The sequence below is a fragment of the Acidithiobacillus sp. AC3 genome (genome assembly GCF_050261095.1).
GTDB classification, from domain to species: Bacteria; Pseudomonadota; Gammaproteobacteria; order Acidithiobacillales; family Acidithiobacillaceae; genus Igneacidithiobacillus; species Igneacidithiobacillus copahuensis.
In genome coordinates, this window is the sequence record NZ_CP189838.1 from 398041 (window position 1) to 410221 (window position 12181).

Here is a 12181-nt window from a genome sequence, read left to right on the forward strand (position 1 = left end):
AGGCATAGGCGCGTAAAATCGCACAGAATGTGCGTATGTCGCAATCTCTCAGCCCCCTTCCCCAGCTCAGTGCCGCCGCCGAACGCTTCTTGCGCGCCCATGGCGTGGAGCCGACCGTTCTGCAGCCGATTCCTGGCGATGCCAGCGCACGCCGCTATTGGCGGGCACCTGGTGAAAGCGTCCTGGCACAAGTGCCGCACGCCGACGAGCTTTTACCCTTCCTGCGCGTGCAGCATCGCTTTGCCGAGGCGGGCCTGCCCGTGCCGCGCATCCTTGTGGTTTCTCTGCGGTATCGTCTGCTCCTGCAGGAGGATGTGGGTTCCCGTGACCTCAAGAGCGCGCTGGATGCGGGTGAGTCGCCGGATGCCATTATGGCCAGGGTATTCCCCCTGCTGCTGGGCTTGGCGGCGGCAGCGCAAGGTAGGGTTCTCCGCCCGCCCTTTCCGCCCTATGATGCACAACGGCTGCAGCAGGAGCTGTCGCTCTTCCCCGACTGGTATCTCCGGCGGCATCTCGGCGTTACCTTGTCGAGTGCTGAGCAGGATCAGATCGGTATGCTGTTTTCCGCCTTGCTGGACGGAGCGCGCCAGCAGCCCAGCATCTGGGTACACCGCGATTTCCATGCCCGTAATCTCCTGCTACGGCCCGACGGCACGCCGGTACTGATCGACTTTCAGGACGCCGTGCTCGGGCCGTGGACCTACGATCTCGCCTCCCTGCTCTGGGATCGTTACTGGGACTGGGGACGGGCGCGGCGCGATGGCTGGATCGAGCAGTATCGCTGTCTGCTGCAGCGGCACGGATTGGCCGTCCCGGGCGCCGAAGCATTTCGCGTGCAGACAGAGGTCATGGCGCTACAACGTAATCTGAAAATCCTCGGTATTTTTTGCCGTTTGGCGTACCGCGATGGCAAGAGCGGATATCTCGAATTGCTGCCGCGCTTTTGGGCCTACGTCGAGGACCTGCTGGCCGGGCAGGAGGCCTGGCGACGCTTCGTGCCCTTGTTCCGGGGCTGGTCGCCATGCGACAGGCGGTGATCCTCGCAGCCGGGCGGGGCGAGCGCCTGCGTCCGCGCACCGACTTTCTCCCCAAGCCGCTGTTGAGCGTTGCCGGGCGTCCGCTCATCGTCCGCCACCTGGACCATCTGGCCGCCGCCGGAGTGGAGCGGGTCTTCATCAATCTCTCGCATTTGGGAGCCCTTTTGCCCCGCTTCCTGGGCCGGCAGTGGCAGGGGATGTCGCTGGAGTATAGCGACGAAAGGACGCAGCGTCTGGAGACCGGCGGCGCACTCGTAGCCCTGCGCGAGCGTCTGGAAAATGCCCCCTTTCTTCTGCTCAATGGCGATATCTGCACGGAGTATCCCCTGGCGCAGTTGTTGGCCAGCGCTCCCGGCCTGGTTCTGGTGGATAACCCCGCGCACCATCCCGAAGGCGATTTCGCCGTACGGGAAGGTTGGCTGGCAATGCCAGCTCCGGGCTTGTCGACCTACACCTATTCTGGCCTTGCCCTTCTGGACGCTGCCTGGCTGGCGAATTTTCCCGACGGCCCCGCGCCCCTGGCACCCTGGCTGCGGCAATGGGTGGCGAAAGGTCTTCTCCGTGCTTATCTTCAGCAAGGGTATTGGTGTGACGTGGGTACGCCGGAGCGTTTGCAGGCCGCCCGCCTGCACTATGGAGGAACGTAGTGGCCTTTGATGAAGCGGAAGTGACCATCTGGGTGCAGCCAAGTGCTGCCCAGGTACAGGAGTGGCGCGAGCACTGGTTGGCGGTGATGGATCTGGCGCTGTGGGGCGAACTGAAGAGCAGCAAGATCGGCGCCCTGGGCAAGCTGCGGCGGCGTATTCTGGAGTGTGGAGAAAAATTGCGCTCCTACAGTGCGGATCGTTCGTGGATTCCGCACCCGCGCGAACGGATCAAGAATTGCCTGAGTAGCGGTCTGCAGTTGCGGGAGAGTCTCGACAAGGTCGCGGAGCTCCTGCAAGAGATGGAGGCTGGGGCGGCACTCGTGCCTTTGCGCGGCTTGTGGGATAATCTGGCCGAAAATTTGCTTGCCGATCTCCAGAAACGTGAGGAGCGGCTGGTAGCGCTTCTGAATACACAGTATGGGGAAGAGATCGAGTGAGAGATGTGGTTCGCGGGTTTGTGCGTCGATGAAGATCATTTATGGGCTCATTTTTCTAGGGGCAGTCGCCCTGTTCGTTCTGCTGTTCTGGGCCGATCGCCCGCAGATCCTCAGTGGTCGCCCGGAGAGTGGATCGGTGGCCTGGTATCGTCAGCACCCGCATGAGCTGGCAGCGCTTAATCTGAAATGTTGGGAACTCTTGCAACAGAGCAGCTTTGCTGACGTCGACAAGGTGATGGCGGCGCATCCCGAGTGTCGCATTGCCTATGAGGCGAGTCGCAGCAATGACTGAAGCTTCCGCCAATAGTGAACTCCTGCTGCGTACCGGCCGGGAAACCCTGCGTCTGGAGCGGGAAGCGCTGGAGGCCCTCGAGGCGCGACTCGACGACGCCTTCGTCGCCGCGTGTCGATTGCTGCTCGCCTGTCCGGGCCGCATTGTCGTCAGCGGCATGGGAAAATCCGGGATCATCGGTAAGAAGATCGCCGCGACTCTGGCCAGTACGGGGAGTCCCGCCCTTTTTCTCCATCCTGCCGAGGGCAGTCATGGCGATCTTGGCATGCTCACGGCGTCCGATCTGCTCCTGGCCCTGTCCAATTCCGGCGAAACCGCGGAGCTGCTTGCCATTCTGCCGGTGGTAAAACGCATCGGCGTCCCCCTGATCGCCCTCACCGGCAAGGCGGACTCTACTCTGGCGCGACGGGCAGACGTGCATCTGGATTGTGCCGTGGCGCGCGAGGCCTGCCCGCTGAATCTGGCGCCCACCGCCTCGACCACTGCCAGCCTCGCCATGGGGGATGCCCTAGCCATGGCCCTACTCAGTGCCCGGGGTTTTTCCGCGGATGATTTTGCTCTCTCCCATCCCGGTGGCGCTCTGGGAAAGCGTTTATTGCTGCGGGTGGAAGACCTGATGCGCCGGGTTGAGCAGTTGCCGCGGGTGCGGCTTTCGACCCCGGTGCACGAGGCGATCCTGGAGATGAGTGGCAAAGGCATGGGCATGACGACAGTGGTCGATGACGACGATCACCTTTTGGGCATCTTCACCGATGGCGACTTACGCCGAGCCTTCGCCGAGCAACAGGATCTCTGGGGGCGTCCTATGGCCGATTTCTATCGTCCCAAGCCGTTGTGTATCAGCGCCGACGCCTTGGCAGCAGAAGCGATGGCGCGGATGGATGCCGAACGGGTGGCGGTATTGCTGATCGTCGATGACGAGGATCGCCTGGCGGGCGCTATCAGTATGCACGATCTATTACATGCGGGGGTCGCATGACGGATTGCAGCGAGCGCTGTGCGCGGATACGCCTGTTGGTCCTGGACGTTGATGGGGTGCTCACCGATGGCCGCCTGCTCTTCGATGCAGAAGGGCGGGAAAGCAAGAGTTTTCATGTGCGCGATGGGCATGGCATCCGCCTCCTGCAGGATTGTGGCATCGAGGTGGCGCTGATCACCGCGCGCTATTCCCAGGCCCTCGCTCATCGGGCCCGTGATCTCGGCATCCAGCGTGTGTATCAGGGCAGTGTCGACAAGATCGTCGCCTACACCGAATTACTCTTCGCCACCCAGCGGCGGGAAGAGGAAGTCGCCTACATGGGGGATGATCTGATCGATCTCGGTATTCTCGGCCGCGTGGGGCTCGCCGCGGCGCCCGCTGATGCGCACCCCGAAGTCCTGGCGCGTGCGCACTGGATCGCGCAACGCCCGGGTGGTATGGGCGCAGTGCGCGAACTGAGCGAGGAAATCTTGCGTGTCCAGGGGCATTGGGGCGGTATCATGGCGCGCGCCCTGGGTCAGGTATGAACCTGCGTCTGCCTGGACTCCTGTTCTTTGCTCTACTGGGCGCAGGACTGTTGTGGCTGACTTGGCCAAAACAACCCATACCCTTCGTTGCCGTGGATTGGCATGGTGGCATTCGGCGCGGTGATCAGGCCGCCAGCGATGTCGTCCTGCGCGAGTATGACGCGCAGGGACAACTACAATTACTCGCCCATGCACAGGATGCCTACCATCTGCCCGAGGGCAATCAGACCTTTCTCAACGGTCTTTCGCTGGAACGCTTCCGCCGTCAGGGGAACCTTGCCCTGCAGGCCGAGCATGGTCTTCTGCGTAACGGCGATCAGGAGCTCCTCGCCTGGGGGCAGGTGCTTGCGACGTTGGGGTCTGACAGTACCCTGCGTACGGAAAGATTGCGTTATGACCCCAAGAGCGGCGTGATCGAGACTCAGGATCCGGTCTTTCTGACCCATGGGCGCAGTACCCTGCAGGGGGTTGGGTTGTGGGCGTCGGTAAAAACAGAGCAGTTCCGCTTGTTGCATCAGGTGCGAGGAACTTATGTACCGTAAGTGTTGCTTCGTTCTTTTGTCTTGTCTGGTTCCGCTTTCGGTCAGCGCGGCAAACGCGCCGGATGCGGGACTCGGCAAGGGGCCCATCCACATTTCCGCTGACCAGCTGCAGGGCCAGAACAAACCCGTGCAGGAGGCCATCTATAGCGGTGATGTCGTTATGCAGCAGGGGGATCTCATCATCCACGCTGCGCAGCTCACCATCCACGCCGCCGCTGGTAAGGTAGAGAAAGCGGTAGCCACGGGCAGCCCGGTGAGTTTCACCATGTCCAGTGCCGAGCGCCATGGCTATGGCCAGCAGCTGACCTATGAACCCGGCAGCGGCCGTATCATCCTCAGCGGCGACGCCCACCTTTGGCAGGGGAAAAACGAGGTCAGCGGGAATCAGGTCACCTATCTTTTGCAGAGCCAACAGACGGCCGTGACGGCAAGCCCTGGCCAGCGGGTACGCTCGGTCTTCTATCCGGCCAAGGGTGGTAGTGCCAAGCCATGACGTCCCAGCTGCGCGCGGAATCCCTGGTCAAACGCTTTCGCCGACGCACCGTGGTGCGCGGGGTGTCGGTGGAAGTGAAGGCCGGCGAGGTGGTGGGGCTGCTAGGACCGAACGGCGCCGGCAAGACCACGACGTTTTATATGATGGTAGGCCTGATTCGACCCGATAGCGGTCGGATCTACCTCAATGACCAGGATATCGGCAAACTCCCCATGCATCAGCGCGCGCGCATGGGGCTTGGTTATCTTCCCCAGGAACCCTCGGTATTCCGTCAGCTCAGTGCCGCCGACAATGTCCTGGCAGTGCTCGAACAGTTGCCTCTGGGCAGCGAAGAACGGCAGGAGCGTCTGGAGCAGCTGCTCGCCGAATTGCATCTGCAAAATCTGCGCAACACCCGCGGACAAAGCCTCTCGGGGGGGGAGCGGCGGCGGGTGGAAATTGCCCGCACCCTGGCCATGAGCCCGCGCTTCGTTCTGCTCGATGAACCCTTCGCCGGTATTGATCCGATCTCTGTGATCGAGATTCAGCAGTTGATTTCCGGCCTGAGTGCGCGCGGCATCGGCGTTCTCATCACCGATCACAACGTGCGTGAAACCTTGGGTATTTGCCAGCGCGCATATATCCTGCATGATGGTCAGGTGCTGGCTGCGGGCGGCCCGCAAGACCTCATCGACAATCCCGCCGTGCGCGAAGTCTATCTGGGAGAGCAGTTCAAGATCTGAATCATGAAGCAAGGACTCGAACTCAAACTCGGTCAGCATCTGGCCATGACCCCACAATTGCAGCAGGCGATCCGCCTTCTGCAGTTGTCGACCCTCGACCTGCAGCAGGAAGTGCAGATGATGCTCGACAGTAATCCACTCCTCGATGAGGAAGAAGGCGTGGAGCTGGCGGCGAGTGATGGTCCATCCCCCGCACCGGAGGAGCGCCAGCTCGATCTTGCGGCGGAAACCAGCCTGCCCGAAGAGCTGCCCGTCGACAGCCAGTGGGAAGATGTGTTCGACATGGGCAGCAGCGCCGCAGGAAGCGCAACGGCCAATGATGAGGATCTGCCCGATTTCGAGGCGCGCAACAGCCGCGAACAAAGCCTGCAGGACTACCTCCGCTGGCAGGCTAACCTCACCTTTTTCGAGAGCGATGATCGCAATCTGGCGGAGTTGATCATCGATGCCATCGACGATACCGGCTATCTGGGCGCGGAGCTTAGCGAGCTGGTGGAGACCTCTGGTCGACCGCTGGCGGAGCTGGAAGCGATCTTGCGGCAGATTCAGGAATTTGACCCGCCAGGGGTCGCTGCCCGCAGTCTGGCGGAATGCCTTTCCTTGCAGTTGCAGCAGATCGAGGAAGAAGATGATGCCCTGCTCCTCGCCCGCCGTATCGTCGACGAGCAGCTCGAGCTTTTGGCCAAACATGACTATGTCCGCCTGGCGCAGGCCCTGGATGCGCGCGAGGAGAAGTTGCGCGCTGCTGTTGCCCTGATTGCTGCCCTCAATCCCAAACCCGGCAGCGAAATTGGTGCTGGAGCCTCGGAATACGTCATTCCCGATGTCATCGTGCGTTGGGTAGGCAAACGGCTGCGGGTAGAACTGAACGCCGAGGCGATGCCGCGGCTGCGTATCAATCGTCATTACGCGGGCCTGTCCGGCGGCAAGGATGCCGCGCACCGGTACATCCAGGATCAGCTCAATGAGGCGCGCTGGTTCATCAAGAGCCTACAGAGTCGGCAGGAAACCATCCTCAAGGTAGCGACGGCGATTGTTGAACAGCAAAAGGATTTTTTTATGCACGGGCCGGAGGCGATGCGTCCCATGGTCCTGCGCGACATCGCCGAGGCCGTGGAGATGCACGAATCGACGATCTCCCGAGTCACCAACCAAAAGTTCATGACCACCCCCCGCGGTTTGTTTGAATTTAAGTATTTCTTCTCCAGTCATGTGGGTACGGACCAAGGGGGGGCGGCGTCTGCCACCGCTATTCGTGCCGTGATTCTCAAGATGGTTCAGGCAGAAGACAGCCAGCATCCATTGAGCGACGCCGAAATCGCCAAGGTACTCGCCGAGCAGGGCATCCAGATTGCCCGCCGTACCGTCGCCAAGTATCGTGAGGCGGCCAATATTCCGCCCGCCAGCCAGCGTCGCCGCTTGTAGCCAATGTCTCCCGCTCCTTGGCTTTTGCAAAGGCGGCCAAGGCGCTACACTGAGAGCGGAGCGGTAAAGCAGTGATGGACTCCCATAAACGAAAGCTAGGAGCTTGCCATGCAATTACACATCACCGGCCAACACCTGGACCTCACCGAGGCCATCAAGAACCGAGTGCACGAAAAACTCGGGCGCCTTGATCACTACTTCGATCGCGTCATCGATGGGCGCGTCGTGTTGAAGTTCCTTCCCCACGAGAAACTTTCCAACGTGGTGGAGATCACTGTCAGCGCTCCCGGACACGATTTTCACGCCGAGGCGCGTGATGCCGACATGTACGCCGCCATCGACCAACTGGCCGACAAGATTGACGGTCAGGTGCGTCAATACAAGGAAAAACTGCAGCGCCATCGGAGCAGTCCGGTAGCTGCAGTCCTTGCCACCGAAAGCGAATGACCATGGCTGCTTTGCCGCTCCCCGCAAAGGCGATTCTTCTCGACAGTCCGGCCGTCAGTATGACGGGGGTCTTGCAGGCCCTGGCCGAGAGGCTCAGTGAGAGCACGGGAATCGCGCAGCAAAAAATTTATGACGCTCTGATGACTCGCGAAATGCAGGGTTCCACGGCACTGGGCTTCGGAGTGGCGGTGCCACATACGCGTTTGCCGGATCTTGCCAGCGCTGCGGTCGCCGCGTTGCGCACTCGTACGGCAGTGGGATTTGCCGCGCCCGATGCGGAAGGCGTGCACATCTTTGTGGCCGTGCTGGTACCCGCCGGAGAAGCTATGGAGCACCTGGAGCTACTGTCCCACATCGCCGCGCGTCTGGCGCAGGAAAACGTGCGGCAGCAGCTTGCTCAGGTCGAGGATGTGGATGCCTTTCGCGCTCTGCTAGTTGCCTGAGGCGTACCCGTTTTCGGTGGCGATGTTCGCGCCGTTTGCATAGGGTTGGACGGAATGGATCGCAGCGTCAGTTTTTCCCAGATGGCTTCCGACCTGGAAGCTGAACTTGACTGGAAGATCTTGCACGCGTCTGCGCAAACGATGCTTCGTGTCGACCCGCAGCACAGCAGTGATGGTGCGGCGCTGGTGGGATTTCTCAGTTTCATTCGCTCGCACCCAGTGCAGATCTTGGGGCAGGCAGAGCTGGATTACCTGCATAGTCACCCCGAGCAGATCTATCACGTGCAGCGATTGCGCATCCTTGTTCTGGCGGAAGGGGTACAGCCAGCTTCCGATTGGCTGGCGAGCTTGATGGACGAAGGGGTGAGTATCCTTGTCTCGGCGCTTCCCGCCCGGCGGATTTTGGTGCGCGTGCAGCAATATCTGCAACGCGAGCTGGCGCCGCGCTGCCTGCTGCATGGGGTTTTGGTGGACGTGCTCGGGGTGGGAATCCTCATTCAGGGGGAGGCCGGCATCGGCAAGTCCGAGCTGGCCCTGGAGTTGGTGAGTCGCCATCACCGTCTCATCGCCGACGACAGCGTGCTGTGCATTCGCGAAGCGCCGGGAGTGGTCACTGGCCATTGCCCCGCGGCCCTGCAGGATTTCATGGAGGTGCGTGGGCTGGGGATCATCAATATTCGCCATCTTTTCGGTGCCTCTTCCGTGATCGATTCCAAGCGACTACGCTTGGTGGTCGAGATTCGTGATATGGCGGAAATGGAACTGGCCGATGTCGATCGTTTGCAGGGCCAGGTGGACCATTGGGACATTCTCGGAGTGCCCTTTCCACGCCTGCGCCTGCCCGTCAGTGCTGCACGCAATCTGGCGGTACTCGTGGAGGCGGCAGCACGAGCGCAGTACCTGCGTGAAGCCGGTGTGGATATGTTGGCGCTTTTCGATCAACAAACTCGTGCGGTGGGCCACAAGCTGTGAGCGCCGCTGGTGATTTTGTCATCATTACGGGGCTGTCCGGTTCTGGCAAGACGACCGTCTTGCAGGCACTCGAAGACCTTGGCTATTTTTGTGTAGACAATCTGCCCGCTACCCTCCTGGATTCCTTGTTGCAGGAATTGGCGCACCACCAATTGGCTCCCCTGCGGGTTGCCGTGAGTATCGATGTGCGCAATCGCACCTTTCTCGACGCATTGCCGGAGGCATTACAGAAGATACCGCAGGAATGCGGTCTGCAACCGCGTATACTCTTTCTCGATGCGGATGAAGAAACGCTGTTACGCCGGTACAGCGAGACCCGGCGCCGCCACCCCCTCAGCGATCAGGAGGCAGCCCCAGGAGCCGCGCTGCATCAGGTCTTGTCGCGCGAGCGCACCCTTCTGGCTCCCTTGGCGCGCCTGGCCGATCGTGTGTTGGATACCTCGCAGGTCCGCAGCCACTCTCTGCGCCTGCGTGTGCAGGCCTGGGCGCAGGTGGCGCGGGTCCAGGGCCTGATCTTGCTATTGCAGTCTTTCGCTTTTCGCAACGGGGTACCTGCCGATTCCGATTTTGTCTTCGACCTGCGCGCCTTGCCCAATCCCCATTACGAGCCCGAACTACGGTCTTTGACCGGGCGCGATGGCCCTGTGCGGGAATTCCTTGACCATCAGGATGCCGTACAGGTGGCCAGGAGCAGTCTGGAGGCCTTTCTGCAGGAGTGGCTACCCCCTTTTGCTCGCGACCACCGAAACTATGTCACCATTTCCCTGGGCTGCACCGGTGGCAAACATCGTAGCGTCTACATGGTCGAATCCTTGGCGCGATCCCTGGCGCGAGATGGGCAGGAGATCTTGGTCGAGCATCGCGAGCTCGATATTCAGGAGCGCTATTCTTGACCTTGGTGCAGGTGGTTGTGCTTACCCATGCCGGTCTTGGCGAGGCGCTGCTGGCAGTGGTCGAACACATCTATGGCGATCGCCCCGCTGCCTTGCTTTCCCTGTCCCCTGCTGGCGATGATCTCGCGCCCCTGCGTGCTCGCCTGCAGGAGCTGATCGATGCCGCCGGGCCGGAGCGTCCGCTGCTGATTCTCTGTGATATTCTCGGTGCCAGCCCCGCCAACGCCCTGCCCAAGACTTGGGCTAACCCCTGGGCACGGGTGATTTATGGGCTGAATCTACCGATGTTGTTGCGTGCCCTGTCGCGGCGCGAGCAGTGGGAAGGCCTGCCGGAGCTTGTCGCCGAGGGTGGCCGCGCGGCAGTTCAGTGTCATCCATAATCCGCTATCAAACGGATTTCTGCACTAGACTGGTAGGCAGAGTGGTCCGCAAGGAGAAAGGTAATGGCTGATTTACGCGAAGTACATGCACGCTTGGGGCAGAGTCTGTGGCTCGACAATCTCTCTCGTACTCTGATTCACGACGACATTCTTGCCCGCTACATTGCCGAGGATGGTGTTTCCGGGGTGACCTCCAATCCCAGTATTTTCCAGAAGGCCATTCACGAGAGCCCATACTATCAAGAAGATTTGGCGCGTCCGGCGGAGTCGGCGGAGCGCCTTTATGAAGAGATGGTCAAGGTTGATCTGCAAATGGCCTGCGATCTGCTGCATGCTACCCATGTGGCTACCCAAGGGGATGATGGTTGGGTGAGTTGGGAGGAGTCCCCCCGGCTGGCGATGGACGAGGCTGCCACCGTTGCCGAGGCGGAGCGTTTACGCAGCATCGTCCAGCGCGAAAATCTCCTGATCAAGGTGCCGGCCACCGCCGCTGGCATTGCTGCGCTGCGCACCCTCATCAGTCGCGGCATTTCTGTCAATGTGACGCTGATGTTTGGTCTGCAGCACGTGCGCGAGGTATTCGCTGCCTACCAGGAAGGTCTGACGGCATGGATCGATGCCGGCGGCGAGCCTGGACGGGTGAAGGCCGTCGCCAGCCTTTTCCTGTCGCGCGTCGATACGCTGGTGGATCAGCAGCTGGAAAAAATCGGTACGGAAGAGGCATTGCGATTGCGGGGCAAGACCGCGGTGGCGCTGGCCAAGAAAGCCTATGCGCTGTATCGGGAGACCTTCCACGGTCAGGGCTTTTCTCGCCTCAAGGCAGCCGGCGGGCGGCCACAGTATCTGCTTTGGGCCAGCACCAGCACCAAAAATCCTGCCTATTCCGATCTGCTCTATGTCGAGCCCCTGATGGGGCCAGAGACCATCAACACCCTGCCCGATGCCACCCTGGCCAAGCTGCGAGAACATGGAAAGTTAGGCCAGACCATCGCGCAGGACCTCGATGCGGCGGAGCAGACCCTGGCTGATCTCGCGTCTCTTGGGGTCGACCTCGATGGCCAGGTCGCCCCCCAGTTACAGGAGGAGGGCTTGGAGGCCTTCTCTACTGCCTTCGAGGCGATGCTGGCCGAGGTGGAAAAGCGCCGCGCCTAGAAGCCGACGATGTTGTAGCCGGCGTCGACGTAGGTGATTTCGCCGGTGATGCCCGAGGCGAGATCCGAGCAGAGGAAGGCGGCGACATTACCGACTTCCTCTTGTGTCACGTTGCGCCGCAGCGGGGCATGCGCGGCATAGTGGTCGAGGATGCTGCGAAACTCGCTGATGCCGCTGGCCGCCAGGGTGCGGATGGGACCGGCAGAAATAGCGTTTACCCGGATCCCTTCGGGCCCCAGGGAGTGGGCCAAGTAGCGTACACCTGCCTCCAGACTGGCCTTGGCCAGTCCCATGACATTGTAATTGGCCATCGCCCGTTCGGCGCCCAGATAGCTGAGCGAGAGGAGGGCGCCATGGCGTCCCTGCATCAGTGGGCGCAGAGCCTGGGCCATGGCGGTAAAGCTGTAGGACGACACTTCGTGGGCGATGCGGAAACCCTCTCGGGTAGTAACGTCCGCGTAGTTTCCAGACAGCTCGTCCTTAGGTGCAAAGGCCGCACCATGGATGGCGATATCCACGCCTCCCCAACGTTGCTGCAGGTCGTCGACGATAGCACGTACCTGCGCCTCGTCCATCAGATCCAGGGCCAAGGGGGCCGGCGCCTGAATCTGCGCCGCTAGGTCTTCCACCCGGCTTTTGGTGCGCTCGCTCTGATAGGTCAACAGGACTTCCGCTCCCTCCCGTGCCAGCGCCTGGGCAATACCCCAGCAAATGGAACGTTCGTTGGCAACGCCGACTACCAAAGCCTGTTTATTCTGTAAAAAACCCATGGTCTGTGAATGCTCCGAGAATC

17 protein-coding genes are annotated in these 12181 nt (G+C 61.2%); 16 read left to right on the top strand and 1 reads right to left on the bottom strand.

The window, feature by feature from the left end:
* Positions 1 to 35: 35 nt before the first annotated feature.
* The 16 genes from ACQAYK_RS01940 to tal all read left to right on the top strand — a co-directional run bounded on the left by ACQAYK_RS01940 (position 36) and on the right by tal (position 11388).
* Positions 36 to 1037: an aminoglycoside phosphotransferase family protein gene (locus ACQAYK_RS01940; protein ID WP_215871527.1), complete on the top strand. Its 1002-nt coding sequence runs from the start codon at positions 36 to 38 to the stop codon at positions 1035 to 1037.
* Entirely contained in the window at positions 1022 to 1684 is a 663-nt protein-coding gene (locus ACQAYK_RS01945; RefSeq protein WP_215871526.1) for a nucleotidyltransferase family protein, read from the top strand. The genes ACQAYK_RS01940 and ACQAYK_RS01945 overlap by 16 nt, the downstream gene beginning before the upstream one ends.
* Entirely contained in the window at positions 1684 to 2121 is a 438-nt protein-coding gene (locus ACQAYK_RS01950; RefSeq protein WP_215871525.1) for a hypothetical protein, read from the top strand. The genes ACQAYK_RS01945 and ACQAYK_RS01950 overlap by 1 nt, the downstream gene beginning before the upstream one ends.
* A gap of 28 nt (positions 2122 to 2149) precedes the next feature.
* Positions 2150 to 2413 carry an EexN family lipoprotein gene (locus ACQAYK_RS01955; protein ID WP_215871524.1) on the top strand — a complete coding sequence of 88 codons (264 nt, stop codon included), beginning with the start codon at positions 2150 to 2152 and terminating at the stop codon, positions 2411 to 2413.
* Positions 2406 to 3392 carry a KpsF/GutQ family sugar-phosphate isomerase gene (locus ACQAYK_RS01960; protein WP_215871523.1) on the top strand — a complete coding sequence of 329 codons (987 nt, stop codon included), beginning with the start codon at positions 2406 to 2408 and terminating at the stop codon, positions 3390 to 3392. Before ACQAYK_RS01955 ends, ACQAYK_RS01960 begins: the two co-directional genes overlap by 8 nt.
* Positions 3389 to 3919 (top strand): KdsC family phosphatase, encoded by a 531-nt coding sequence (locus tag ACQAYK_RS01965; protein WP_215871522.1) that lies wholly within the window; start codon positions 3389 to 3391, stop codon positions 3917 to 3919. The genes ACQAYK_RS01960 and ACQAYK_RS01965 overlap by 4 nt, the downstream gene beginning before the upstream one ends.
* The gene (gene lptC / locus ACQAYK_RS01970) at positions 3916 to 4461 is read left to right on the top strand and encodes an LPS export ABC transporter periplasmic protein LptC (protein ID WP_215871521.1); all 546 of its coding nucleotides are present in this window, start codon (positions 3916 to 3918) and stop codon (positions 4459 to 4461) included. The genes ACQAYK_RS01965 and lptC overlap by 4 nt, the downstream gene beginning before the upstream one ends.
* On the top strand, positions 4451 to 4954 hold the full coding sequence (gene lptA / locus ACQAYK_RS01975) for a lipopolysaccharide transport periplasmic protein LptA (protein ID WP_215871520.1): 504 nt from the start codon (positions 4451 to 4453) through the stop codon (positions 4952 to 4954). Before lptC ends, lptA begins: the two co-directional genes overlap by 11 nt.
* On the top strand, positions 4951 to 5676 hold the full coding sequence (gene lptB, locus ACQAYK_RS01980) for an LPS export ABC transporter ATP-binding protein (protein ID WP_215871519.1): 726 nt from the start codon (positions 4951 to 4953) through the stop codon (positions 5674 to 5676). Before lptA ends, lptB begins: the two co-directional genes overlap by 4 nt.
* Positions 5677 to 5679: 3 nt before the next feature.
* Positions 5680 to 7101 (top strand): RNA polymerase factor sigma-54, encoded by a 1422-nt coding sequence (locus ACQAYK_RS01985; RefSeq protein ID WP_215871518.1) that lies wholly within the window; start codon positions 5680 to 5682, stop codon positions 7099 to 7101.
* 108 nt (positions 7102 to 7209) lie between these two features.
* Positions 7210 to 7548: a ribosome hibernation-promoting factor, HPF/YfiA family gene (hpf, locus tag ACQAYK_RS01990; protein ID WP_215871517.1), complete on the top strand. Its 339-nt coding sequence runs from the start codon at positions 7210 to 7212 to the stop codon at positions 7546 to 7548.
* A gap of 2 nt (positions 7549 to 7550) precedes the next feature.
* A complete protein-coding gene (locus tag ACQAYK_RS01995) occupies positions 7551 to 7991 on the top strand; it encodes a PTS sugar transporter subunit IIA (protein ID WP_215871516.1) in 441 nt (146 codons plus the stop codon).
* 54 nt (positions 7992 to 8045) lie between these two features.
* Positions 8046 to 8963, top strand: a complete 918-nt coding sequence (gene hprK, locus ACQAYK_RS02000) for an HPr(Ser) kinase/phosphatase (protein WP_215871515.1) — start codon at positions 8046 to 8048, stop codon at positions 8961 to 8963.
* On the top strand, positions 8960 to 9856 hold the full coding sequence (gene rapZ, locus ACQAYK_RS02005; RefSeq protein ID WP_215871514.1) for an RNase adapter RapZ: 897 nt from the start codon (positions 8960 to 8962) through the stop codon (positions 9854 to 9856). Before hprK ends, rapZ begins: the two co-directional genes overlap by 4 nt.
* A 5-nt stretch (positions 9857 to 9861) precedes the next feature.
* On the top strand, positions 9862 to 10236 hold the full coding sequence (locus ACQAYK_RS02010; protein ID WP_255790325.1) for a PTS sugar transporter subunit IIA: 375 nt from the start codon (positions 9862 to 9864) through the stop codon (positions 10234 to 10236).
* 63 nt (positions 10237 to 10299) lie between these two features.
* Positions 10300 to 11388 (top strand): transaldolase, encoded by a 1089-nt coding sequence (tal, locus tag ACQAYK_RS02015; RefSeq protein ID WP_215871512.1) that lies wholly within the window; start codon positions 10300 to 10302, stop codon positions 11386 to 11388.
* Here tal and ACQAYK_RS02020 read toward each other — a convergent pair.
* Positions 11385 to 12158, bottom strand: a complete 774-nt coding sequence (locus tag ACQAYK_RS02020) for an enoyl-ACP reductase FabI (RefSeq protein ID WP_215871511.1) — start codon at positions 12156 to 12158, stop codon at positions 11385 to 11387. The genes tal and ACQAYK_RS02020 overlap by 4 nt on opposite strands.
* Positions 12159 to 12181 lie beyond the last annotated feature (23 nt).

Bases quoted from the DNA above. Each gene is read 5' to 3' on its own strand.
- ACQAYK_RS01940 (WP_215871527.1), top strand. From the start codon at position 36: ATGTCGCAATCTCTCAGCCCCCTTCCCCAGCTCAGTGCCGCCGCCGAA.
- ACQAYK_RS01945 (WP_215871526.1), top strand. From the start codon at position 1,022: ATGCGACAGGCGGTGATCCTCGCAGCCGGGCGGGGCGAGCGCCTGCGT.
- ACQAYK_RS01955 (WP_215871524.1), top strand. From the start codon at position 2,150: ATGAAGATCATTTATGGGCTCATTTTTCTAGGGGCAGTCGCCCTGTTC.
- ACQAYK_RS01960 (WP_215871523.1), top strand. From the start codon at position 2,406: ATGACTGAAGCTTCCGCCAATAGTGAACTCCTGCTGCGTACCGGCCGG.
- ACQAYK_RS01965 (WP_215871522.1), top strand. From the start codon at position 3,389: ATGACGGATTGCAGCGAGCGCTGTGCGCGGATACGCCTGTTGGTCCTG.
- lptC (WP_215871521.1), top strand. From the start codon at position 3,916: ATGAACCTGCGTCTGCCTGGACTCCTGTTCTTTGCTCTACTGGGCGCA.
- lptA (WP_215871520.1), top strand. From the start codon at position 4,451: ATGTACCGTAAGTGTTGCTTCGTTCTTTTGTCTTGTCTGGTTCCGCTT.
- lptB (WP_215871519.1), top strand. From the start codon at position 4,951: ATGACGTCCCAGCTGCGCGCGGAATCCCTGGTCAAACGCTTTCGCCGA.
- ACQAYK_RS01985 (WP_215871518.1), top strand. From the start codon at position 5,680: ATGAAGCAAGGACTCGAACTCAAACTCGGTCAGCATCTGGCCATGACC.
- hpf (WP_215871517.1), top strand. From the start codon at position 7,210: ATGCAATTACACATCACCGGCCAACACCTGGACCTCACCGAGGCCATC.
- ACQAYK_RS01995 (WP_215871516.1), top strand. From the start codon at position 7,551: ATGGCTGCTTTGCCGCTCCCCGCAAAGGCGATTCTTCTCGACAGTCCG.
- hprK (WP_215871515.1), top strand. From the start codon at position 8,046: ATGGATCGCAGCGTCAGTTTTTCCCAGATGGCTTCCGACCTGGAAGCT.
- tal (WP_215871512.1), top strand. From the start codon at position 10,300: ATGGCTGATTTACGCGAAGTACATGCACGCTTGGGGCAGAGTCTGTGG.
- ACQAYK_RS02020 (WP_215871511.1), bottom strand. From the start codon at position 12,158: ATGGGTTTTTTACAGAATAAACAGGCTTTGGTAGTCGGCGTTGCCAAC.